Genomic DNA, 23,361 nt, shown 5'->3' with positions numbered 1-23,361 from the left:
GACAGACCCCCTCCGTGGCGGAGGTGTCAACTCACCTGTGACCGTTCTGCGCGTGACCTCAGACGTCGGCCGCGAGCAGCTCGCCGAGGTGCTGGTCGATCTCGGCGAGGTAGGACTCCTCGAACCCGAAGAGCCCGAAGTGGCCGGCGATCGAGTGCAGGGTGCGCAGCTCGCTGCCCGGCACGAGCTCCTGCTCGCGCGCGCAGTCGCGCGGCGGGAAGAACATGTCCTCGTCGATCGGCATCACGAAGGTCTTCGCGGTGATGCGGCCGAGCGCGGCCGCGAGCTCACCGCCGGTATGCCGCGCGACGTCGCCGCGCTGCCACTTCCACGCCATGCTCAGCAGCGCATTGGGGTCCATGGCCCCGAAGGTCGGCCGTAGGAAGCGGTCGCGGAACTCCTCGAAGGTGTCCCAGGTGACGTCCGGCAGCTCGATGTTGCGCCAGAACTCGGAGCGCCAGAACTCCGTGGACAGACCCACCACCGCCCAGATGTCGGCGTGCCGGCGCAGCCCGTCAGCGACGTCGGCCGGTGAGGAGTAGTCGCCGCCGTTCCAGCCCGGGTCGGAGGTGATCGCGTCCATGAGCGTCTGGGTGAAGAGGAAGTCGTGCGGGGTGTTCTGCGCGGTGCCGGCGATCATCGCCGCCCGCTGCACCTTGTCCGGGTAGCGGACCGCCCACTCCCAGGTCTGCTGGGCGCCCATCGACCCTCCCACGACGAGGGCGAGCCGCTCGATGCCGAAGACCTCGCGCAGCAGCTGCTCCTGGGCACGGACGTCGTCGCCGATGCGCACCTGCGGGAAGCCGGCCATGGCTATCTCGCCGTCGGCGGTGTGCGGGGAGGTCGAGAGGCCATTGCCGATCTGGTTGACGACGACGATGAAGTACCTCGACGGGTCCAGCGCGCGGCCCTCGCCGATGTAGGCCAGCTCCCAGGTCTGGTGGGTGCCGGAGAACCAGGTCGGGATGAGGATCGCGTTGTCCTTGGCCTCGTTGAGCTCGCCGAAGGTGGCGACCGCGAGCTGCAGGTCCGGGATGACACCTCCCTCCTCGAGCTCGAAGGAGCCGAGTGAGTGCAGGTCGTATGCGCCCTGCACCTCGGGCGTGTAGAAGGGGTTGTCGATCGGCATGGCGGACTCCGCGTCGAGTGCGGTCACGGTGGTCGTGAGCCTACAGGTGCCCGTGGAGTGCTGCCGTCCGACCCAACCCAGTGATATCGTTGATGATATCTCTGCGAGGGAAGAGCACCGTGGCATCGATCGTCATCCGGGGCCTCGACCAGTCCGTGAAGGAGCGGCTGGCCGCTCAGGCGAGGGAGCACGGCCGGTCGATGGAGGCCGAAGCCCGTCACATCCTCACGAGAGGCACACAACACCCCAACGTCGGGCTCGCACTGTTCTGGGCCGCGCAGGAAGTCGGCGGCATCGAGAATCTCCCCGTCCCCGAGCGCACCGATCGTGCCCGAGCGGCAGATCTCGGGTGATCGTCCTCGACACCAACGTCCTGTCCGAGGTGCTCCGGCCGCAGCCTGACGGGCGTGTCCTGGCGTGGTTGCAGACGATCACGGGTGAGGTCGCCATCACGTCGATCACTCTTGCTGAGCTGCTCGCTGGCGGGCGCCGCCTTCCGGACGCCCGGCGCAAGACGGCGCTGGGCAGCCAGCTCGAGCAAGCGCTCCAGCCCTACGGCGGGACCAGCGCCGTCCTGGCCTTCGATGATGTAGCCGCAGATCACTACGCAGGCGTGCTCGCGGCACGAGAGGAGGCGGGGTTGCCGATCACCACGGCTGACGCTCAGATCGCGGCAATCTGCCGAGCGCATGCCGCGACCTGCGCGACGCGAAGCACCAGGGACTTCGAGCTGACCGGCATCCAGCTCGTCGATCCTTGGGTCGCCTGAGCACCCGCGCACCGCGACGGCCGTTGGGCGGGTCGCCACTGCGTCCTGGAGAACCACGAACAGGTCAGGGTCGACATCGAGGGCGCCGGCTGCACCGACATCTCCGAGCTGCAGGACCGCACCTACTTCACGTCCCACTACGTCTGGATGCCCGGTGGCGCCCTCTTCGAACTGGCCGTCACGCACAACGAGGGCGGCTGGGACTGCGACGAGTCCCCCGAGGAGTTCGGCCAGGCCTTCATGCTGCCGCCCCAGTTCGAGTCCGAGCGCAGCCACATCATGGGCCAGCTCGAACCGATCGAGGTGTGACCAGCTCCACGGCCCCGGCAGAACCGCGATCCGGCGAGAACCCCCACCTGGCCGCGGGCGCGGAGTGCTGGGGCGAGGAGGACGCGCCGGTCGCGGTGCTCGCGGTGCACGGACGCACCCAGTCCCCCGCCGACATGCGCGCGCTCGCCGAGCGGCTGGACGTCGAGGGTCTGCGATGGCTCGCGCCGGCCGCAGCCGGGCAGAGCTGGTACCCGTACGGCTTCATGGAGGAGCGCCCCGACGACGACCCGTGGCTCGCCTGGTCGCTCGAGGCGGTCGACGAGCACGTGGGTCACCTCGCGGAGGCGGGGTGGCCGCCGGAGCGGGTGGTGCTGCTCGGGTTCTCCCAGGGGGCCTGCCTGCTCGCGCACTGGGCGCTCCTGCACCCCAGGAGGTATGCCGGCCTCGTCCTCCTCACCGGTGGTTACGTCGGGACCGAGCGCGAGGAGGTGTCGTTCGCGGGTGACCTCGACGGCACGCCAGCCCTGCTGGCCGGGTGCGAGTCAGACCCCTGGGTGCCCCGCAACCGGATGGCGCAGACCGAGGACCTGTTGCGAGGTATGGGCGCCCACCTCACCTCGATCGTCGAGCCGGGCGCTGAGCACGAGGTCAGCGCGACGGCGAGCGAGCTCACCGGGCGGTTGTTGCGGCATACCGTGAGCGCGGCCGGACGTCGATGACCGCGCCGCCGGTGCGGGACGAGGGAGAGCATCGGATGGAGATCAGGTTCGACCACACCACGCTGGGTCTGCGGGTGCTCTTCGGCACCGGGGCGGCCGCGACGAACATCGCGGTGGCCCTGCTTGAGTTGGGAGCCTCACGGTCGTTGCTCGTGGGAGGCGGGCACGCTGCTGAGGTGGTGGACCAGATCGGCGAGGAGTTCGCCGTGGCGGGGCGCATCGGCGAGGTCGTGCAACACGTACCGGCGGAGCGGGCCCGCGAGGCGGTCGCCCTGGCGCAGGAAATGGACGCGGACACGGTCGTGGCCATCGGCGGCGGCTCGGCCACCGGGCTCGCCAAGATCGTCGCCCGGGACACCGGGCTGCCGGTGGTCGCGGTGCCCACCACCTTCTCCGGGTCGGAGGCGACCGACATCTGGGGGATGACCGAGGACGAGCGCAAGACCACCGGGACCGACCTCCGGGTGCTGCCGAGGGTCGTGGTCTACGACGCGACGCTGACCCAGGGCCTGCCGCCCGGCCTCGCGGTTCACTCCGGCCTCAACGCCCTGGCCCACGCCGTCGACAGCCTGTGGGCCCCGCGCGCCGACCTCATCAACCGGGCCATGGCCGGCGAGGGATGCGCGCGCTGGTGCCGGGGCTACGCAGCCTCCGGGCGGATCCGACGGATGTGCGCGCTCACGAGCAGGTGCTCTATGGCACCTACCTCTCGGGGGTCGCCCTGGCCTCGGCGGGGGCGGGGATGCACCACAAGATCTGCCACGTCCTGGGCGGCACGTTCAACCTGCCCCACGCCCCGACCCACGCGGTCGTGCTGCCGTATGTCGCGGCCTATAACGAGGAGGCCGATCCGGAGTCGTCGGCGCGCATCGCGGAGGCCCTCGAGGTCTCGCACGCCGCCTCGGGTCTCTGGGACCTCGCGCGAGAGGTGGGTGCCCCCGGCTCGCTCGGTGAACTGGGCTTCACCGAGGACGCCGTGGACCTCGCCGCCGAGCTGGCGACCGCCGCGATCCCGGACTCCAACCCTGCGCCGGTGAGCGAAGAGGGCATGGCGGTACTCCTTCGGTCGGCGCTACGGGGGGATGACCTGCGGCCATGACCTACCGCCCTGAGACGAAAACACAACGCGGCCAACGGGTGGGCGGCCTGCGTCCTTTGCGGCGGAATGACGCGGTCAGGCGACATGCCTGGCACTTGCGTGAGGGCGCCTGACCTCTGCCAGGCCACTTGACCCTTGAACAGTGGCGAGGACTCCTTCGGTGAACGTCTGAGTCAGAAGCGCGGCAGGCTGAGCAGGTTGTTGTTCCAGTACCCGTCGGCGTGCGTACGCACGTACGGCGGCTTACCGTCCACGACGGCCACCTCGGCGTCTGGGCTGCCGTGCACCCAGACGCGGTTGCCCTCCTTGATGAAGTCGACTATCCCTTGCCGCGTCGTGTGGCCGGTCTTACCAGGCTGCTCCCAGCGGAGATGCGTGATGTGCTCGTGGTCGTTCATGTTGGGCGGACTCAGCCGGATGTGGGTGATGAAGGTGGCCATCGTCATGCTCCTGTCTTGAGGACGGACGGCACCGTGCCGTCACAGGAGAAGAACAGCATCGACCTCTGACATGCCTCCCTCCTCCGAAGGTCGCAGGAGAGTCGTCCCCTCTTGGGGCGGAAGGACGCACCCGCTCGGCGACACCTGGCTCGGCCAAGTCGTCAGAAGGCGCAGACTTGTGCCCGTGGAGGCGCAAGGACCTTGACCGCCACCCCAGCGTGGTCGGTCCCTGCGTGCGCTTGGACCAAGTACCAGTGGGTGGAGGACCGGCCACGGGCCGGTTGCGAGCCGCGCGGGGACCCCGATCAGTTGGTCGCGGGTCGGGCGTGGACGGCGGAGGTCTGTGTGACGTCGAAGGCGATCGCGGCGGCGGTTCCCCGAGGGGCGTACCCCACGGCGATGTCCACGCTAGGGCTCTCGCTGCCTCGCTACACGACGGTGCCCCTTGTGGGAACGTGTGTGCTAGCCTTGCCAGCAGGAGCAAGCACGCGGAAGGGTAACACGTCAACCCTCGATCAGCGGACAGTTTGCCAACTTGCGGATAGCGACCCGCCAGCTCCAGTTGGTAAAGAAGTTCGCGGAGGTTGTCATGCCCGAAGCGGTCGCAATCACCGTGCTCGTCGGCACGCTAGTCGCTGTCCTCGCCGGATTCTTGTGGCTAGTTCACAGGGGTTGCAAGCCACGGGTCCTGGAGCAATATGTCGCCTTAGCAGCGCGCGGGATGGGTTGCCTCAGTGCCGTGATCATCGTGTCCGCTGGAGCCCCCTACGCCGTGGATGCTGCCCTCAATGCCTTTGAAGTCTTGACGTTGGAGTGAGCGTACCGCCATGACGGCGCGGAGCCCGTCCGTACACCGCTGGCAGCTGCAGCCGCAGGACGTGTCTCGCCTTGGACGTCTATGTGAAAGGCGTGCAGGGTGGCCCGTTCCGGGCTGTCCGACGCGCCCGAATGCGGCGAAATGACGCCGTCGCGACACCTGGTCCGGTTGCGAGTGGTGCGATGCGCCCACTTGGCGCCATGGCCACGCCCCCCCCCCCCCGAGCTCTTGGCCTCCTACTCGAAAGCAGCCAAACCAGCCCGACCGTCCAGAGAGTCTAGAGGCCGAGGTCGTTGATCCAGCGGTCGACTTCACGTTGGACGGACTCGCGGATCGCGTAGGAGTCGAACTCCCGATAGAGCCGGTGAACTACGTCGGCAGGTAATGCCGGCAGACGTCGATCTTTTAACAACAGGGTGCGCTTCCCACGGCCCATCATGTAGCCGAGTTCGAGAGCCACGTTGGGATTGAAGTCCTGTTGCTCGATGATGTCGAAGACCGCCACGCCATACTTGCAACCGCGCAGGTACACCTCGATGTTCGACCACAGTTCGCCGGTGTAGTCCCGATCGTCGGCGCGAACCGCGGTCATGCCCCGCGCCGCTAGGGCGTCCCTCACGGTCTGGTAGATCTCGTCGTGCTGCGGCGTGTTCGCGAACCGCATCATCACAAACACATTGCGCTCGTACCGGGGGTGATCCACGAGAAAGGTCTCAAGGTGCGGTTTCAAGTGCTCGACCCCCGCCAGGTCACCCAAACTCTGCAGTTTTCGGCCCTCTAGCAAAGACTCGATGTGCATCGCGGCCGAGACGTCGATGACGCGATCGTCGATCTGCTTGGTGGAATGAGGCAGTTGAGTGATCACCGTGACCTCGAGTCCTTGCTGTTCTTCAAGGAACTCTCGAGCCGCATCAGGCGCGAAGCGCTGACCGGGCTCGTCGATCCACCACTGGCTGGGCGTTCCGGACGGCTTCGCGAGGCCGACGAGCACCTTCTCGGCGTCGCGCACTACGAGGATGCTGAAGGGCCGGAACAGCGGCGAATCGTGGCGTCTAAGGCCAGCCTGGTCTAGTTGTGCGGCTACAGCGTCGGCCCAGCGATCGATCAAGATCCGCAATTCGTGCTGAGTCCCCTCGGCCATAGAGCCCGCGACGTGCCACATGCCAGCCCAATCGAGACCCACGACCAGAGAGGCTACCCCAGGTGAGCAACTAGGATTAGGTTCTTCACGGCGAGCCGCACCAACTCGCGGGTTCAGGCCCCGGATCCCGTGCGGCGCTTCCCAGAGACTCGCCGGCGCGAATCCGAGGAGGCGTCCTACTGGGCGGAACTGACGTCATCGCCGGGGCCCTCTACACACCGGCGACGTAGGCAGTGAGGAAGTGGACGCCGTGGCGGTCGAGGTTGCCGCGGGCCCGGTCGTAGTGCTCGGTGGTCCTGGGATCAGCATGACGGGCGAGGATCTGGGCGTCGCGCAGGGGCACGCCGGCGTCCAGGGCGTTCGTGATGGCAGCGTGGCGTAGCGAGTGTGGGCTGATGTGCCGGGGGATCCGTGCGAAGTTCGCGATGCGCTGCACCATCCGATAGACATCGCGGCGGTCGATCGGCTTGCCCGACAGCGGTCGCAGCACCAGTGGCCCGGTCGCGCGTTCTCCTCGGCACGCTTCGAGGACCCGCAGCACGGGCACTGTCAGGGGCATGGTGGCGGGCTTGTTGGCCTTGCCGACCAGGTGCAGCACCCGGTGGCCCCGGAGCACGTCGGCGTAGTCCTCAATGCGAACCGCAGCGGCCTCGGAGGCGCGCAGCGCGTTGATGCCCAGCAGGTAGGCCAACGCGCCGTGATGGACGGTGATGGTCTGGGCGACCTGCAGGAAGCGGATCAGCTCCAGCCGGTCCAGGCCCTGGGTGCGGGACTCGTCCCGTTGGATCTTTGGGAGCCGGGCGTACACGGCCGGGTCGGCTGTGATGGTGCCGTCGATGTGCGCGAACCGGAAGTAGCCCCGGACGGCGTGCATGATCGTGTTGACCGAGGAGTCCATCAGGCCCGCGTCCCCGAGGTCGCGGCTGTAGAGCTCGACGTGGGCTCGTTGTATTCCGACCAGGGGTTCCAACCCGTTGGCCTCGCACCAGGTGAACCAGCGGGCCAGTCGTGTCCTGTGGAGGGCGTGGGTGGCTCCGGAGTAGCGGGCCAGGAACGAGACTGCTGCGAGTTGTGCGGGGCTCATCAAGGACGGCTGGAACGGCAGTGTCGCCGTGGAGCTGGTGGTCGTGGACATCATCGCCTCCTGCGGCGACCTGGATCCGGGCCCAGTCGGTGCCCGCCGCCAGCGCGACGAGGCTGTCGACGCCCGCGACGCTACGCCGAACCCAGGACCCCGTCCGGTCGCGGCGGAATGCCGCAACCACGGCTACCGCGCCGGGGGGCAGGAGCCTGTGCCGGCTTCGCGCCGGTGGGGCGACGCGCGTGCTGTTCAGCGGTCGACCTCCCAGGGCTTGTCAGGGGGCGGTCGACCGGTGTCGACAATGGTGCGCACGGCGTCGAGAGCAGCGACTAACGGCAAGGTGTCTGCGTCGTCGTAGGTGTCCTCCTGCCCGTTCTCCAGGACGTAGCCGCTGCTGGATCCGACTGCCCCGGAGGAGACGGCGTGCTCGCCGGGATCACCGGCACCGTTCATCAGCACGACCATTGCTCGGGTGCCATTCGACACAAGGCCAGTAAGCGGTCGGCGTCGCTTTGGAGATAGGTAGCCAGCTGGCACTGGTTGACACGCTCCGACAGCAGCGCGTGCACTTCCCTGCCGCTGAGCAGCCGCCCGTCATCAAGAACGCTCCACCCCTCCGCCATGGTGCGGACGCTACCGCCGCCTCCCCCGCTTCCTCGAGGGGGCCGGTCGACAGGCGGCGGTATGGGGCAGAGCAGCCCTCCACCTATCCGTGCAGCAGATCCTGCGGGCTGAACGGTGCGGCTCCTTGTCCGCGCCAGCTTCGGAACGTGGGGGCAATACCGACGAGTCGGTTCGGTTGCGCACTTCGGCATGATGCACCGATCCCTGTGGCTTGGATGGCGGGCTCGGGCTCGGGCTCCATGCGCCGCCGACAGATGGCCCTAATATCAGTTAGCCGGGCTCTCACGCTTGTGCCTCACGTCTCGTAGTTGACTCGTTTGGCTTTGCCGAAGAAGTTGCTGGAAGTGGAGTAGCCCAGGGTGGGCAGTACGCTGAGCGCTTTCTGTTCGAGGGTCTTACTGCCTGTGACTGCTGCCTTTACTCGCTCACCGAGTGCGCCCTTGATCCGTGGCGGTAGCGGCTTGCCCACGTTTGCGAGGGCGTTCAGCGCGATCTCTGCCGCCCCGTTGTTTCCGCCGTTGGCTTGCAAGTCAAGGAGGCCATAGACCACCGTCTCGAAGAGCCTGCGGCGTGAGGCGTTGTCCTGAATGTTCCCTTTGCCCCAGAGGGTGACGATCGCTTGGCGCTGGGTGTTGTTGGTCGCGCCTGAGAAGCGGGAGACCAGTAGGTCTGCCACTTGGGCATCGTCGGCGGTTGCAAGTCCCAGCGTCCTCAGTACCGAGTCGTTGGGAAGGTCCGCGTCGGCTGCTGCGAGGTACTTGTCGAGCAGTGCGCGGTGCTGCTCGCTTGTCCACTCTTGCTGGACAATGTGCGCAGCGGTCACAAGTTCTGCTGAGTGGACGTCAGCACTCCGCAGAGGGTCGTAGACATCTGCGAAGTGTTCTGGGTTCGGGTGGGTGAGCTCGAACCAGAGGGCGACGGCGTGCACAGCTGCGTCCTCATAGTTGTAGGTGATGTCTGCCATGGTCTCTGCGCTTGGCAGGTCTGCAGGGCGAACGTGGGTTGGCCCCGCGGACCTGGCGAGTTCGAGCTGAACGGTGACATGGCCTAGGTCGTTGAGCCATGGGCTGGTCGCCGCTTCGGCGATTAGTCCTAGTACTTTCTGGTCGTCCAGCTGGTCGGCGCAGGTGCGGATTGCTTCGACACCGTTCTCGACCAGGTAGAGGTAGAGCGCGTCGTCGGTGTCGACCCGAGAGGTCGATTCGGCGAGTGTGTCTTGGAGTGAGTTTGCGACGACCGACAGAATCTCGCCGTAGTTGAGCACTCCCACATCAGAGAACAGCCGGGCTCGGTCGAGGATGTCTCGACGCTCGGTGGCCTCCTCACTGCTCGTGACGTAGGGCTCAACGAGTTCGAGCACGTCGGGGTTCAAGGTCGGGACCATGCCGTCGGGGAGGGCGGCAAGGAACGGACGGAGCGCATCGAGTGCGGACCCTGTGGTGTCCAGGGGGGCCTTCTCGCTCCAAGCCTTTGCCACCAGCCTCGTCAGAGGCTCGATGTGTGTGGCGGTCATGGTTGACGGAACGATGCTGGCAAGCCAGTCGGGCCAGTCGCCCAAGACCCGGTTTCGCGTCGCCTTGAGGATGCGGGCGGCGAGGTCCGGGTCGCTGGTGGGTTCCGTCCTGCCGAGCAATCGGAGTGCTGCATGACGGGCGTCTTGTGAGTCAGAGTCCAGCAGAACGCGGAGCACACGGTGCTGGACGGGTGTTTCTCGTGCCCCGGCCTCGTGTGCGAGGGCATCCAGCACGACCTTCGGGTTGAACGGCTCAGGCTCGGGTTCGTCGGTTGCCGCCGCCGCTGCTGCGGTCCTTCGGGCAGGCGTCGTGTTGGCCGCTGTCGTGGCGGCCTTCTGCTCCGTGACCCACTTGACGTGGCTGCGCGCGGCATCGCGCGCGAGGGAGGATGTCCGGTCCTGAATTGCGGTGATGACCTTCATGAGATCGTCGTCGGCGAGTTGGAAGAGCCGACTGATGGTTGCGGGGCCGGCCGGGGAGACGACTCGGGCGGACAGAAACTCGGCTACGACCGCTGGCGCGGCCCCGAGCGCTAGTGCGGCATCTGCGAATAGGAAGTCTGGGGTCGTGAAGCCTGGGCGCGTGATCGCCGCTACGACGCGACGACGCAGTGCCGATGCGCTGGCCTCGGAGCCGACCTTGGCGAGTGCCCACGCACTGGTGGCGGTGTCTTCGTCGAGGAAGTCGTTGGTGTCGTCTTCGAGAACGCAGATTGCTTCTGCGACGGTGTCCGCCACGGTCGCGAGGGGAAGGCGTGGTTCGACTTCCGCCAGTAGCAGAAAGGACCGTGCGGCGTTGGGACCGGCGAGCCCAACGCCTGTTCGGATCTGATTGGTTAGGACCTGCAGGACACCCTCTCGCTCCGAGTCTTCCAGCCCGTCGATGCGGCGTTGCAGCGTGTCGATGTCTGCGTCTTCGGCGGCGCGCTCGACCGCGAGCGCAAGTTCACCGTCTAGCCCGAAGACTGTTCCAGTGCTCTGCAAATAAATGAGGTCTCGGGACGGCCCCCGCACCTGGCGTGTCCGGCTCAGATAGTTGAGCAATTGCTTGTTGTGCGCCTTGCCGATCTCAGTGGCGCGGTCTTCCGCTTCATCGCCACCGTCAGCTTCGTCCTCAACAAGAACCGTGCTCGGGGCCGCGCTCTCAAGCGCGTAAGACTTGGCGAGTTCGACGGCGCGGTCGGTAGTGCCTGCGGGCAGTTCGGCGTCCCGGTCCCGCATGAGTTGGAGCACCAGCGCAGGAAGGTTGGCATCGACTTCGAGGTGCCGAGCGAACAGTGGGAACTCCACACGGAGGCACACGAGCCGCGCGATGGCGGCTGGGTTCTTGCGTGGGTCGTCGGCCAGAAGATCGGCTGTATGGCGCTCCTGGGCGAGTCGATACGTCAGTGCGAAGGTGTTGAGCAGGTGCTTCACGCGCCGGGGACTGCTGATGTGGGTGGGGATGAGGACCGAGAGCACATACTCGCGGTTGACCTCTGCCCATAAGCCCTTCCGGCTCTCCACAAGGGTCGCTGCGTACTTGCTGATGCTCTGAGTCAGCAGTGGCGGCAGGCTGAGTTGGTACTGGAAGACTTTGTCCAGATAGGCGCTGCCGGTGCTGTAGTAGGGGTTAGCGTCATCGGCGGGGGTTTCCTGTTTGGCAGCTCGGGTGAGTGCGCCCTCTAGGACGTTCTGGTCTGCGGCCACGATGAAGACGCACCGGTCGATGCCCAGGAATGTCCGGATGGTGTCGAGTGTGGTTACGACTTCGCTGGCCGAACAGCGGTCGAGTTCGTCCACGAAGATGACCAGGCGTTCCGCCCCGGCGTCTGAGACGAGGTCTTTGAAGATTCCCTCGAACTGCTCGTCGCTCTCTGGCTTCGCGAGGCTGCGGTCGACGCTGAATGTCCTGCTCCCGAGAGCGAGCAGGGCAGCGAGCAGAGTGGCGGGCGCGAGGCCTGCCAAGACGACCTGCTTGGACAGCGCCTTGAACTCGACCCCGAAGCCGGTATTCTCGCCGATGCGGCTCTGGCCGAGAGCGACTGCTGAGACCACTACAGCAAGGATGACGGTGAGCCCGAGTAGAAGCAGGGCAAACACCCCGAGCAGTTTCAGGACGGTGGTTGGTGGGACCGTGATCTCGGTCTTGGTCCGCCCGCTATAGAGGTCTCCGTGGTACTTCGGCTTTGTGCATTTGAGTTCAGTGGCGACGGCACTGATGAAGTTGCGCCTCAGCGGCACGTCCGCGTACTTGAACGCGTCGAACCGGACGAAGCGGACACCGCCACGGCCGTCGATCCTGGCCTTGAGCAGGTTCGCGATGCCGCTCTTGCCCGAGCCCCATGGGCCATAGAGGGCGATGTTCGAGGGCGTCGTGACCGTGGTGGCGAGGGCGGCGAGTTGGTCGACGATACCCTCGTGCGCGAGACGATCGTCTTTTGCTGCGGCGAGTTCGCGGTCGTCGACGAGGTCGTCGGGGTGAAGATTCGGGACTCGGACGTGCCCGGTTGATCCTCGTGACATGCAGTGCGCTCCGTCGGCGTTCGGGGTGGCGGCTCGGTGACAGGACGGCAACGTTAGGCGCGACCACCGACAATCCCGGCGGCGCCCTGCCGTGTCAGTTTGACCACACTACGTTTCCTGCCGCTTCGATGCGGGTTGCGGCACTCGGATGACGACTACGTAGTGGGCTTAGTCGAACTCCACTGGGTCGCCATCCGAAGGGTGCTGCGGAGCCCTAGGTTGTTGTACGGGTCGACCTAGCCGGCGATGACGCAATCGGCGCACCGATGCGAAGGTACGGCCCCGAGTGGAAGCTCGGCGGGGACCGCACAATCAGCAACGCAGCCGCCTGCTGTTCCAAGGCGTGCTCGTCGACGGCGTCCCTGACCCCTGACTCGGGCATCCGTCCGAGACTCGACGCTGGGGCCTCTCGCGTGCATTGCGCCGAGCATCGGTATGGGGTGGAAACCGAAGCTCGAGCCGCGTCATTCTGGGCGGAATGACGCCACGGCTGCGGGAGGTCGAACCGTGACCGTCGAGTCGCAATCTCACGCCGCCAGAGGATTGGGCGAGGGCTTTGCGACGCGTTGCCCTGGACTCGCTGAGTCCGTCATCACGCGCTGCGCGTTCGCGGTCATTGCACCGGGGTCGCGGACTGTGCGGACTCGTACCGTCGTGCACCACAGAACAACGGTCGCGCTAGCGAACAGTCCGTCGACATCTACTAGGTTCTCCCACCTCCCTCACCCAGGATCGTGCCTTCGATCTACAGTGAGCACGTCATACGCGGCCCGACGGGCTTCCTCTCCGGACACGCCCCCACCCGCACGAGTTTCGTGCTGCCTGGGGAGTCCTGCCGGTGTTCTTGCTTCGCTCGTCTGCGCAGGGTCTGTCCGTCGTCGAGGCGCAGCTCGCCCAGTACATCGCGGAACAGATGGCCATCACGACAGGTCGTTCGGCCTCCCCCTCCGAGCGCCGCTCCTGGGAGCGCAGTCTCCCCCGCTTGCGCGCCGATCTCATTGACGCCGGGCTCGGCGATGTCGAGATGCTCGTCGAGTATCAGCTGCCACTGACCAGCAAGCGCGCCGACGTGGTCCTCGCTGGGCAGCACCCGCAGACCGGGCGCGCGTCATACCTTGTGGTCGAGCTGAAGCAGTGGAGCGAGGCGGAGCGGTTCGAGGACAGCGACGTCCTGGTACGTATCGACGGCTACGGCAACCACCCCGTGCTTCACCCGCTGGAGCAGGTGCGGGGCTACTGCGACTACCTCACCGACTTCGTCGTCACGCTGGCCGAGGACGAGCACGAGCTGGCCGGCACGGCATACCTGCACAACGCGACCAACCTGGGCATCGCGGACCTGCGTGACATGGCGACCCCCGATGCCGCGCGCCCGGCACGGATGTTCAGCGGACAGGACCGTAGCCAGTTCCTCGACTACCTGAGGAGCCGGTTCGCGCCCGGGGTGTCGGGCGCCGAGTACGCCGACCAACTGCTGAGCAGCCGTGTCGGGCCATCCAAACAGCTCCTTGCCCTGGCGGCCGACGAGGTGCAGCGGCGCGAGCAGTTCGTCCTGCTCGACGAGCAGCGCGACGCCTACGAGCTGGTGTTGCACGCGGTCGAGAAGGCACGGCGTGGCACTACCAAGACGGCGGTTGTCGTCGTCGGGGGACCTGGTAGCGGCAAGAGCGTGATCGCCCTGTCCCTGATGGGTGAGCTGTCGCGGCAGGGGCGTGGGGTCATGCACGCCACGGGGTCGCAGTCGTTCACCAAGACGCTGCGCAAGGTGGCCGCCGCGCGGGCGCCGCGGGTGCGCAAGCTGTTCGGCTACTTCAACGGCTTCATGGCGGCGGAGCCGAACGAGCTGGAGTGCCTGATCCTCGACGAGGCGCACCGCATCCGGGAGACGTCCGAGTCGCGCTTCACCCGCAAGGAGCACCGGACCGGGCGGCCGCAGCTCGACGAGCTGCTCAGCGCCGCGCGGGTGCCGGTCTTCCTGCTGGACCAGAACCAGGTGGTGCGGCCTGGCGAGATGGGGACGGTGCAGGCGATCGCCGAGTATGCCGAGTCGATGGGCATGGACGTGCACGAGATCGACCTCGACGACCAGTTCCGCTGCGGCGGGTCGGCGTTGTATGTCGAGTGGGTCGAGCGGCTGCTCGGGCTGGCGCCCGGCGGGCCCTTCGCCTGGGAGGGTGACGGCACGTTCGAGCTGCACGTCGCTGACTCCCCCGCGGAGCTTGAGCACATGCTGGCCGTGCGCCAGGAGGACGGCTACACCGCGCGGATGGCGGCGGGCTACTGCTGGCCGTGGTCGGACCCTGAGCCGGACGGGACGCTTGTGCAGGACGTGCAGATCGGCGACTGGTCGCGACCGTGGAACCTCAAGGGTGATCGCTCGGTTGGCGGCGCGCCCGCTGCCGCGCTGTGGGCGACGGACCCTGCCGGCTTCGGGCAGGTGGGGTGCATCTACACCGCGCAGGGCTTCGAGTACGACCACGCCGGGATCATCATCGGCCCGGACCTCGTCTGGCGGGACGGTCGCTGGCGCTCCGTGCGTGAAGGCAACCGGGACCCTGCCCTGCGCAACCGCACGAAGGTGTCGGACCACGACTTCGACCGGCTCGTGCGCAACGTCTACAAGGTGCTCCTGACGCGCGGCATGCAGAGCGCCTGGGTCTACTCGACCGATCCTCAGACCAGGGACTTCCTCCGGAGCCTGCTCCGAAGGTAGCGGGCGGAAGACCGCTCACGACCACAACCACACACCGACGGATCGACAGGCTTCCGCCGCTGGACACGCCTCCCCCGTGATGAGCACGAGGCGAAGCCATGACCAGCTGGGTCATAACCATCGCGAAGGAGTACCGGCAGCACTGGGACTATGCGCGGCGTGACGGCTTGTGGGACATGCCCAAGCACTTCCGCATCCGCGAGGGAGACCTCGTCTACTTCCGCGTCTCCGGCGGGCCGCTGATCGGGCAGGGCGTGGCAACCTCTGATGCTCGGCCGCTCACCGGCCGCGACTCTGTGCCGTGGGACGACGGGCGCGACCCGTACACGACCCGCTTCATGTTCGAGCTGATGTCCGATGCTCCGCTGGAGACCCCGAAGTGGGGCGCGGTCGGCTCCCGTCTGACGAAGAACCCACCGTTGCAGGGCCCTCGGTCGTGGAGCAACCCTCATGATGAGGCTGTGCTCGCGTCCTACTTCTCGAGCAGCGTCGCAGAACGGGTCATGGAGCAACTCCTCGACGACAGCGCGACGCCTGTTGTTGTTGCAGGACTCGATCTGCACGTTCTGAGCGACGATCAACGCGACCTAGTCCAGCAGCTGGTTGCCATCAGAGAAGGACAGACCGCCTTTCGGAAGGCGCTCCTAGAGGTATACGCCGGGTGCGCCGTGACCGGGACCCGGTTCGCACCTGCGCTCGACGCCGCACACATCTCCCCCTACAAGGGCATGCAGTCCAATGAGGTGCGCAACGGACTGATCCTGCGGAAGGACGTCCACCGCCTGTTCGATCTCGATCTACTGGCCTTGGAAGATGATGGAACCGTCAGGGTGGCTCCGGAGGTGACAGAGCCCATCTACCGAGACCTGGACGGCAAGACGGCGCGGTTCCCCAGCGATGCCAGCTCTCGTCCCGATCCGGCTGTGCTGCGGGCTCATCGCGTCAAGTGCACCTGGCTCGCCCCGGCCGCAGCCAGCCAGGCTGCAGCCGACAACGACCACGTGCTGTTCTGAGGCCATGAACATCGTCCATTGGCAGGTCCAGCTCAGGACCTTCGCCGCGGATCGCAACTGGCGCCCTTCCACACGCCGAGGAACCTGGCGACGGCGCTGTCGGTCGAGGCCTCCGAACTGCTCGGGATCTTCCAGCGGATGACTGACGAACAGTCTCGTTCTGTAATGGCGACAGCGGAGGCGGAGCACGTACAGCAGGAGATGTCAGACGTACTGATCTATCTGCTTCGACTGGCCGACGTCCTGAACGTCGACCTTGTGCACGACGTCATCCCGGCCTTAGTCGGCGAGAAGGGACAGATCCTGGACCTGGGTCGGGCGAAGCGGTTGGTCACGCCGGGTCAGCGGCGGGCGTTGGCGCACCGCGACGGCGGGTGCACCTTCCCCGGGTGCCACGTGCCCGCGACCTGGTGCGACGCGCACCACGTCGTGCACTGGGCCCGCGGCGGCCCCTCGGACCTGTCTAACTACGCGCTGCTCTGCCCCCGACACCACACCTGGGTCCACCAGCACGACACCACCGCCGACGTCGACGCGACCGGTGTCCGGTGGAGACTGCGATGACCCCGCCCCACACCCGGCCCCCAAGGGCCGGGCCACCGGCCTGCGCCCGGTCGATGACGCGGGACGCCATACCCTGACCTCGTGCCGGACGACTTCCTCATCGCCCACAACCCTGAGGACGGCTCGCGGCTGCCGTACCTGTTGCGCATCCCCCTCGGGCCGGACGGCGTCGTGCTCAAGGCGAAAGAGACGTGGCCGCGGACCGGAAAGGTCTACTGCCACCGCGCGACCGGATGGCCGAGCGAGCCCGACCTCGTGGAACGCGTGCCGACCCGGTCGTGCGTGCGCCGCGGCGCCAGCATCGACCTCGTCCTCGACCGGGGCCGCGAGAACCGCTCGCAGTTCGTCCTGACCCGAGCCCGCGGCCGCGAGGCGGTCTTCTGGCAGACCGCGCGCACCGCCAAGCAGGCCCGCCCCGCGGTCAGTCTCCCCACGGCGCGCGGCTCGGGCATCCCCACCCTCCAGATCGTCATCGACAGCCACGAGCGGTATGCCTGGTCCTTCGACCACCAGCAGGTCACCACCCGCTGCGAGGGCCTCCCCGCGGGCGACTACGCGGTCGAGGTCGCCGGCCGGGTGCTCGCGTCGGTCGAGCGCAAGAGCCTCGTCGACCTCGTCTCCACCCTGACTACCGGCAAGATGCGCTACCTACTCGCCGACCTCTCCACGCTGCCCACCGCGGCCGTCGTCGTCGAGGACCGCTACTCCGCGGTCTTCAAGCTCGACCGCGTCCGCCCCGCCGTCGTCGCCGACGCGCTCGGCGAGTGCCAGGCCCGCTTCCCCACCGTCCCCATCATCTTCTGCGAGACCCGCGCCCTGGCGCAGGAGTGGACCTACCGCTTCCTCGCCGCCGCGCTCACCCACGCCGGCGAGGAGACCCACGTCGAGACCGAGGCCTCACCTCTCACCTCCGCGCGTGCCGCCAGCCCCGGCGAGGTGCGCCAGTGGGCACGCGAGCACGGGTATGCCGTGTCCGACCGCGGGCGCATCCCACGCGAAATCCGCGAGGCATTCGACGCACGGCGGTAGAGCAGCGCCGAGGCCTTCCCAGCGTAGACATTCCTCGCTACTCTTCCCTTGTCCGACGTCGGAACCCATGACGCCGACGGGACATTCTTGGAGAGGACCAGGGGAATGTCATATCCACATGTACCGGACGAAACAACCGGACCGCAGGGCCAGTGGGCCAATCCACACCAACCGCAGTCACCGGCAGCACAGCCGCCCGCCGCGCAGCAGCATGCCTGGGGGCCGCCGCCCGGAATGCACTACCCCATGCAGGTGCAATCGCGTAACCCCGTCTTGTACGCCTTGGCGTCCGCCCTCATCGCGGGTCTGGGCACCATGCTGGGTGGGCGCGTCGGCCGGGGGATCCTCATCCTGTGCACGGTCGCCTTCTTCGGCATCGCCATGTTGATCCCCTTCATCGGATGGCTGCTGTTCCCTGTGTGGCTGGCTGCGTGGGCGTTCTCCATCTACGACGGCTATGCCACCGCGCGCTCCTGGAACACGCGACACGGCATCATCAGCTGAGGGAACCGTCCACCACGCTGGGCGGAGGGCGCCGAGTCGGACTCGGCCCCCGCCGTCTCAGCCAGCGGCATACCTCCCCTCCTCCTAGCCTGAGGTGATGAGCACCCCTGTCACCCCCCGCCCCGTCTCCCTCGTCGCGGGAGGCTCCCGCGGCCTCGGGCTCCTGGTCGCCCAGGAGCTCGCCGAGCGCGGCTACGACGTCGCGGTCTGCGCCCGCCACCTCGAGGAGACCCGGCGCGGCGCCGAGATGGCCGAGTCCGGGGCCGGGAGGAGGCCGGGGCCGACGCTGGCCGGGTCCACGCCTACGAGTGCGACGTCGCCGACCGCGAGGCCGTCCAGGCCTGGGTGGCGCAGGTCGAGAGCGACCTGGGGCCGGTCGAGGTCGCCATCCACGTCGCCGGCATCATCCAGGTCGGCCCGGCCGAGACGATGACCTTCCACCACTTCGACCAGGCCCTCGGCACCATGCTCATGGGCCCGCTCAACACGCTCTGGTCGGTGCTCCCCGGCATGCGCGAGCGCGGCCACGGCAGGCTCGGCGTGGTCTCCAGCATCGGCGGCGTCGTCGCCCCGCCGCACCTGCTGCCCTACTCCACCGCCAAGTTCGGCGCCACCGGCCTCACCCAGGGCCTGGCCAGCGAGCTGGCCGGCACCGGGGTCACCGCCACGACGATCGTGCCCGGCCTCATGCGCACCGGCTCGCACGAGAACGCGCAGTTCACCGGCGACCGCGCCGCGGAGTATGCCTGGTTCGCCCCGGCCGCCTCGCTCCCCCTGCTGTCGATGGACGCCGACCGCGCGGCGCACCGGATGGTCGACGGGGTCCTCGCCGGCCGCCCCATGGTCGTCCTCACCCCGCTGGCCACAATCGGTATGCGGGTGCACGGCCTCATGCCCGCCACCACCATCCGCGTCATGGGCCTGACCTCGCGGCTGCTGCCCAGCGCCCCCGCAGACCGCGACGCGGCCCGCCCGGTGACCGGGCGGACCGCGGCGCAGCAGCTGGGGTCCGACGTGGTGAGCCGGCTCACCACCCTGGGCCGCCGGGCCGCGGAGCGTTTCAACCAGCGCGGCCCGGGCTCGGCCCCTACGGCGTGAGCACGACCTTCAGGCAGTTGTCCTGCTTGTCGTTGAACGTCTTGTACATCTCCGGCGCCTGCTCCAGTGGCACCCGGTGCGTGGCCAGGTCCTCGAGCCCGAGCACGTCGTCGGGGCCGCTGACCAGCTCGTAGAGCTCGTCGGTCCACCGGCGCACGTGGCACTGCCCCATGCGCATCTGCACGCCCTTGTCGAAGAGCTCCATCATCGGCATCGGGTCGGCCATGCCGCCGTAGACGCCGCTGATCGACACCGTGCCGCCGCGGCGCACCGCGTCGATGGAGCTGTGCAGCGCCGCCAGCCGGTCCACACCGGCCGTCTCGATGGCGGCCCGGGCGAGCGGCTTGGGCAGGCGCTTGGCCGCCGACACCGCGGCGCCGAGCACGGGGCTGCCGTGTGCCTCCATGCCGACCGCCTCGAGGACGCCGTCGGCGCCCCGCCCGTCGGTCAGGTCACGGATCGCGTCGCCGACGTTCTTCGTCGAGTCCAGGTCCACGACCTCGGCGCCCCACTCGGCCGCCAGCGCGTTGCGCTCCGGGATCCGATCGACGCCGATGACCCGCAGGCCACGGTGCCGGGCCGCGCGGACGGCCAGCTGCCCGACCGGGCCCAGACCCATGACGGCGAGGGTGCCGCCCTCCTCGACGTCGGCATACTCGATGCCCTGCCACGCCGTGGGCAGGATGTCGGTGAGGTAGAGCACGCGCTCGTCGGCCAGCGCGGGGTCGACCCGCACCGGGCCGAAGTCGGCGTGCGGGACGCGGACCATCTCGGCCTGCCCGCCGGGCACCGCGCCGTAGAGGTCGGAAAAGCCGAAGAGGCTCGCACCCGTGCCCTGGTCGACGTTCTGCGTGGTCTCGCACTGGGCGAAGAGGCCGCGCTCGCACATCCAGCACTTCCCGCAGCTGACGTTGAACGGGACGATGACCTTGTCGCCGACCTCCAGCGTGTCGACGGCGCTGCCCACCTGCTCGACCACACCCATGAACTCGTGCCCGAGGATGTCACCGGGGTGCAGGTAGGCCGCCAGCACGTTGTAGAGGTGCAGGTCGGAGCCGCAGATCGCGGTCGAGGTGACGCGCACGATCGCGTCGGTCGGGTCCTGCAGGACGGGGTCGGGGACTGACCGGACGGAGACGTCCTGGAGTCCTTGCCATGTGAGTGCTCGCATCCCTCCACGCTAAGAGCGCGCCGAGGCGCTCGCGCGGTGAGCCGACCCGGGGTGCACTGCCGCGTCCTGATCGGCGACCCGACGCTCAGCCCGGCGCGTCGGTCCCCTCCGGGAAGAGCCGCGCCCGCTCGGAGGCGATGACCTCCCGAGCCAGGTCGGCCTCGCTGAGGTCGTGCGCCTCGGGCGCGCTCCGCGCGGTCTCGCTCACCCGCGCGAAGGCGTCGAACGTGCGGCTCTTGGCCCCCAGCAGCTCGACCAGCCGCTCGTCGACGCTCTCCTCGGTGAGCAGCCGGTGCACCTGCACCGAGTGCAGCTGGCCCATACGCCGGGCGCGCGCGATCGCCTGCCACTCCGTGGTCGGCTTGAGCTGCGGCTCGCAGATCACCACGACCGACGCGGCCTGGATGTTGAGCCCCACCCCGACGGCCTGGATCTGCGCGACGAGCACGGCACCGCCCGGCGCGGCGGAGAAGTCGTCGACCACCTGCTGCCGCTCGGCCGGCGGCACCGACCCGGTCAGCGGCCCGAAGACCAGCCCCGGTAGCGACTCGGCGACCCGTGCCAGCACGTCGCGGAAGTAGGAGAAGACGAGCACCCGACGGCCGTTCGCCTCCGCCTCCGCCACGATCTCGAGCAGGTGCGCGAGCTTGGCCGACGCCATACCCGACTCGAACGCGGCGCGCCGCATCGCCATGAAGTTCCCCGACCCCACCGCCTCGAGGTATGCCTGCTCGTCCGCCGCGGACAGCTCCAGCCACTCCTCCACCTCGACCAGCTCGGGCAGCTCGACGAGCACGTCCTCGGTGTTGCGGCGCAGGTAGACCGGCGTCACCCGGCGGCGGAACTCCAGCGGCGAGTCGCCCATCCCCTCCAGCAGCTTCGGCTGCAGGTAGCCGATGAGCGTGGTGAAGTCGCCGAGCGAGTTCTCCAGCGGCGTCCCGGTGAGCAGCAGCACCTGCTGGGTGCGGCGCACCAGCGCGCCCACCCGCCGCGAGCGCAGCGCCCGCGGGTTCTTCACGTAGTGCGCCTCATCCACCACCAGGCCGTCGAGCTCGAAGCCCTCCAGGCCCTCGGTCAGCGCGCCGAGGGTGCCGTAGCTCGTCACCGCCACGCCACCCTCCCGCCGCCACCGCGCCAGCTCCTCCTCCCGCGCGACGCCGTGCAGCCGGCGCGGCGTCAGGTCGGTCTTGCCGGCGATCTCGCGCACCCAGTTGCTCACCACCGCCGCGGGCGCGACCACCAGGAACCAGCGCCCGCCCTCCGCTGCACGGTGCGCCAGGACCGCGAGCGCCTCGATCGTCTTGCCCAGCCCCATCTCGTCGCCGATGACGACCTTGCGCTGCACGAGCGCGAAGCGGGCGGCGAAGCTCTGGTAGCCACGCAGCGACACCCGCAGCAGGCTGTCGTCGAGGTCCTGCGCCCGCGTCGCCTCGACCACGTCGTCGGGGACGTCGCCGTAGGTGCCGGTCTCCTCCACCAGGCCGAGCTCGGAGAGCAGGGCGAAGTAGAGCGCCGGCCGGTCGGTGAAGTCCTCCCACGGGCCGGCGGCAGCGACGCCGTCGAGCGCGGCACGCAGCGCGCGCGCGTGCTCCAGGACCGGCTCGACGATGCCGAGGAGCTCGCCGACCGGCGCGTCCCCGACGACGGCGAGGTGCGTCGCGTCCGGCCCCAGCCGCTCGGCGAGCGGCTGCAGCGAGAGGGCGTGGCCGACCACGTCGTCCGCCCTCGCCGCCTGCCGCAGCACCTCCCAGGTATGCAGTCGCACCAGCAGCTCGGTGGCCTGCGGCGTGTGGTCGTCCGGGTCGAGCCGCAGCGTCGTGCTCTCGTGCGCCAGGGCGCGCAGGGTGTGCGCGGCGCCGAGCATCCGCTGCGCCGTCAGCGGCCCCACCCCCGGCACCGCGGCCAGATCGGCGTGCTCGACGACCTGCTGCACCGTCCGCACCCCGGCCTCCTCGAGCGCGCCCACCCGGAGCCGCTCCGCAGTCGCCTCGCGCAGCCGGTCGACCGGCATCTGCGCCAGGAGCGCGGCCACCTGGCTGTCCTTGGCGGCCTCGCCGGCCGCCTCCGCACGGTCGCGTGCCTGCGCCGCGCTGCTGATGACACCGGCGAGCGGCGGCACCAGCTCCGCCAGGCCCGCGACGGCCCGCGCGGGCAGCACCTCGCGGTGCGACCCCTCCAGGTCGAGCGCGTCGGTCAGCCCGACGCCCGCGTGCAGCGCCGAGGTGACCGGCAGCGGCAGGACCGGCTCGCGGGTCCGCGCGTCCAGGCGGTCGAGCCATGACCGCATACCTCCACCCCAGTCGCGCCGCTGCTCCAGCAGCCAGGTGGCTGCCCGCTCGGCCTCCTCCCGGCGACGCCCGAAGAGCACCAGCCGCCGCAGACCGAGCAGCCTCTCGGCCAGGTCGCCGCGCGCCGGCACCTCGGTGTCGAGCCGGTGCAGCAGGCTCTCCCCCGCCGGGTCGACCTCCGGCGCCAAGGCCCAGGCACCGAAGTGACCCAGGAGCACGTCGTCCCCCCGGCTCAGTGGCAGGACTCGCCAGGTGCCCGCACCCAGCGCCCGCACGATGGCCGAACGGGCCCGCAGCGAGGAGGCCGCCCGGTCGGCGTCCGCCCGGAGCGCAGCACGGTGGCTGCGGACGCGACCGGCGACCGCGGCCAGGTCGCGCCCGGCCTCGATCGCCTCCCGCAGCGGTTCTCCCCTCAGCGGACCCGCTGCCACGTCCACCCGTCGTCCGGTATGCCCGTGCCCAGGGCCTGCAGCGCCGCGACCAGCATGGCGGCGCTCGCCGCGGCGTCCTCCACCCGACCCCAGAAGACGTGGTTCTCGCTGGTCGCGCCGCGCGGCTGCCGGTCGGGGTCGGACCACCCGGCGCGCTGCAGGGCAGCGGTCTGCTCGGGTGAGAGGTCGGCATACGCGGCGGAGACGCACTCGCACAGCAGGTCGTCACCGAGCCGGGAGACCTGGACGTAGCGCCCGATGGCACCCGGCGGGTCGGGCTCGGCCAGCAGCAGGCTCTCGTCGTCGCCGAGCGCTCCGATCTCGGCGGTCAGCTCCTCGCGCGTGCGGGTCCAGGCGATGTCGTCCATCGCCTCAGCGTGGCACGACTTGGGAGCCGCACGCGGTCCGCCTATCCTGTGAGGTCGACCGAGAGCGAGAGCACG

Annotated in this window: 20 protein-coding genes and 2 pseudogenes; 12 read left to right on the top strand and 10 right to left on the bottom strand. The window is 68.8% G+C overall.

What is annotated here, in order from left to right; genetic code table 11:
• Positions 1-58: 58 nt before the first annotated feature.
• Positions 59-1,156 carry an alpha/beta fold hydrolase gene (locus BJF86_RS01880; RefSeq protein ID WP_321166129.1) on the bottom strand — a complete coding sequence of 366 codons (1,098 nt, stop codon included), beginning with the start codon at positions 1,154-1,156 and terminating at the stop codon, positions 59-61.
• Between the two features lie 92 nt (positions 1,157-1,248).
• Here BJF86_RS01880 and BJF86_RS01875 point away from each other — a divergent pair, with 92 nt between their 5' ends.
• The 5 genes and pseudogenes from BJF86_RS01875 (at position 1,249) to BJF86_RS19700 (ending at position 3,986) form a co-directional block, all read left to right on the top strand.
• Positions 1,249-1,482, top strand: coding sequence for a FitA-like ribbon-helix-helix domain-containing protein (locus tag BJF86_RS01875; protein ID WP_066636260.1), 234 nt, complete (start codon positions 1,249-1,251; stop codon positions 1,480-1,482).
• On the top strand, positions 1,479-1,898 hold the full coding sequence (locus tag BJF86_RS01870) for a type II toxin-antitoxin system VapC family toxin (protein WP_075816737.1): 420 nt from the start codon (positions 1,479-1,481) through the stop codon (positions 1,896-1,898). The genes BJF86_RS01875 and BJF86_RS01870 overlap by 4 nt, the downstream gene beginning before the upstream one ends.
• Before the next feature lie 147 nt (positions 1,899-2,045).
• Complete coding sequence (locus tag BJF86_RS18100; RefSeq protein WP_187345580.1) at positions 2,046-2,207, top strand: hypothetical protein; 162 nt, start codon at positions 2,046-2,048, stop codon at positions 2,205-2,207.
• Positions 2,204-2,887 carry an alpha/beta hydrolase gene (locus tag BJF86_RS01860; protein WP_083652641.1) on the top strand — a complete coding sequence of 228 codons (684 nt, stop codon included), beginning with the start codon at positions 2,204-2,206 and terminating at the stop codon, positions 2,885-2,887. The genes BJF86_RS18100 and BJF86_RS01860 overlap by 4 nt, the downstream gene beginning before the upstream one ends.
• Positions 2,884-3,986: pseudogene (locus BJF86_RS19700) on the top strand (maleylacetate reductase). The gene BJF86_RS01860 and the pseudogene BJF86_RS19700 overlap by 4 nt, the downstream one beginning before the upstream one ends.
• A gap of 173 nt (positions 3,987-4,159) precedes the next feature.
• On the opposite strand, the gene BJF86_RS01850 reads toward BJF86_RS19700, so the two are convergent.
• The 6 genes from BJF86_RS01850 to BJF86_RS01825 all read right to left on the bottom strand — a co-directional run bounded on the left by BJF86_RS01850 (position 4,160) and on the right by BJF86_RS01825 (position 12,107).
• A complete protein-coding gene (locus BJF86_RS01850) occupies positions 4,160-4,426 on the bottom strand; it encodes a DUF3892 domain-containing protein (RefSeq protein WP_075816736.1) in 267 nt (88 codons plus the stop codon).
• A gap of 1,094 nt (positions 4,427-5,520) precedes the next feature.
• On the bottom strand, positions 5,521-6,426 hold the full coding sequence (locus BJF86_RS01840; protein ID WP_143553635.1) for a hypothetical protein: 906 nt from the start codon (positions 6,424-6,426) through the stop codon (positions 5,521-5,523).
• A 169-nt stretch (positions 6,427-6,595) separates the two neighbouring features.
• Positions 6,596-7,519 carry a tyrosine-type recombinase/integrase gene (locus BJF86_RS01835; protein ID WP_158068346.1) on the bottom strand — a complete coding sequence of 308 codons (924 nt, stop codon included), beginning with the start codon at positions 7,517-7,519 and terminating at the stop codon, positions 6,596-6,598.
• 195 nt (positions 7,520-7,714) lie between these two features.
• Complete coding sequence (locus BJF86_RS17250) at positions 7,715-7,918, bottom strand: hypothetical protein (protein WP_143553634.1); 204 nt, start codon at positions 7,916-7,918, stop codon at positions 7,715-7,717.
• Complete coding sequence (locus tag BJF86_RS17790; RefSeq protein WP_158068345.1) at positions 7,918-8,088, bottom strand: hypothetical protein; 171 nt, start codon at positions 8,086-8,088, stop codon at positions 7,918-7,920. Before BJF86_RS17790 ends, BJF86_RS17250 begins: the two co-directional genes overlap by 1 nt.
• 296 nt (positions 8,089-8,384) lie before the next feature.
• On the bottom strand, positions 8,385-12,107 hold the full coding sequence (locus BJF86_RS01825; protein ID WP_075816732.1) for a P-loop NTPase fold protein: 3,723 nt from the start codon (positions 12,105-12,107) through the stop codon (positions 8,385-8,387).
• A gap of 838 nt (positions 12,108-12,945) precedes the next feature.
• On the opposite strand from BJF86_RS01825, the gene BJF86_RS01820 reads away from it, so the two are divergent.
• From BJF86_RS01820 to BJF86_RS01790, 7 genes and pseudogenes are all read left to right on the top strand, one after another.
• Positions 12,946-14,820, top strand: a complete 1,875-nt coding sequence (locus BJF86_RS01820) for a DUF2075 domain-containing protein (protein ID WP_075816731.1) — start codon at positions 12,946-12,948, stop codon at positions 14,818-14,820.
• A gap of 98 nt (positions 14,821-14,918) precedes the next feature.
• The gene (locus BJF86_RS01815; RefSeq protein ID WP_075816730.1) at positions 14,919-15,833 is read left to right on the top strand and encodes an HNH endonuclease; all 915 of its coding nucleotides are present in this window, start codon (positions 14,919-14,921) and stop codon (positions 15,831-15,833) included.
• Positions 15,834-15,851: 18 nt separating this feature from the next.
• Positions 15,852-16,397 (top strand): MazG-like family protein, encoded by a 546-nt coding sequence (locus BJF86_RS01805; RefSeq protein WP_158068344.1) that lies wholly within the window; start codon positions 15,852-15,854, stop codon positions 16,395-16,397.
• Positions 16,398-16,478: 81 nt separating this feature from the next.
• On the top strand, positions 16,479-17,426 hold the full coding sequence (locus BJF86_RS01800) for an Lsr2 dimerization domain-containing protein (RefSeq protein ID WP_075816729.1): 948 nt from the start codon (positions 16,479-16,481) through the stop codon (positions 17,424-17,426).
• A 252-nt stretch (positions 17,427-17,678) separates the two neighbouring features.
• Positions 17,679-17,930, top strand: a complete 252-nt coding sequence (locus tag BJF86_RS01795; protein WP_143553632.1) for a hypothetical protein — start codon at positions 17,679-17,681, stop codon at positions 17,928-17,930.
• A gap of 97 nt (positions 17,931-18,027) precedes the next feature.
• Positions 18,028-18,120: pseudogene (locus BJF86_RS18520) on the top strand (hypothetical protein); the annotation flags it as partial.
• A gap of 17 nt (positions 18,121-18,137) precedes the next feature.
• The gene (locus BJF86_RS01790) at positions 18,138-19,028 is read left to right on the top strand and encodes an SDR family NAD(P)-dependent oxidoreductase (protein WP_187345582.1); all 891 of its coding nucleotides are present in this window, start codon (positions 18,138-18,140) and stop codon (positions 19,026-19,028) included.
• Here the strand turns inward: BJF86_RS01790 and BJF86_RS01785 are convergent.
• From BJF86_RS01785 to BJF86_RS01775, 3 genes are all read right to left on the bottom strand, one after another.
• Positions 19,018-20,199, bottom strand: coding sequence for a zinc-dependent alcohol dehydrogenase (locus tag BJF86_RS01785; protein WP_075816728.1), 1,182 nt, complete (start codon positions 20,197-20,199; stop codon positions 19,018-19,020). The two genes, BJF86_RS01790 and BJF86_RS01785, sit on opposite strands and share 11 nt — an antisense overlap.
• 85 nt (positions 20,200-20,284) lie before the next feature.
• Entirely contained in the window at positions 20,285-22,918 is a 2,634-nt protein-coding gene (locus BJF86_RS01780) for a DEAD/DEAH box helicase (protein WP_237768033.1), read from the bottom strand.
• Complete coding sequence (locus tag BJF86_RS01775; RefSeq protein WP_075816727.1) at positions 22,900-23,286, bottom strand: TY-Chap domain-containing protein; 387 nt, start codon at positions 23,284-23,286, stop codon at positions 22,900-22,902. Before BJF86_RS01775 ends, BJF86_RS01780 begins: the two co-directional genes overlap by 19 nt.
• Positions 23,287-23,361 lie beyond the last annotated feature (75 nt).

It is taken from the genome of Serinicoccus sp. CNJ-927 (genome assembly GCF_001942435.1).
Taxonomy (GTDB): Bacteria; Actinomycetota; Actinomycetes; order Actinomycetales; family Dermatophilaceae; genus Ornithinicoccus; species Ornithinicoccus marinus.
Note: the sequence above shows the minus strand (reverse complement) of the source record. Positions and strands in the feature narration are given on the sequence as shown.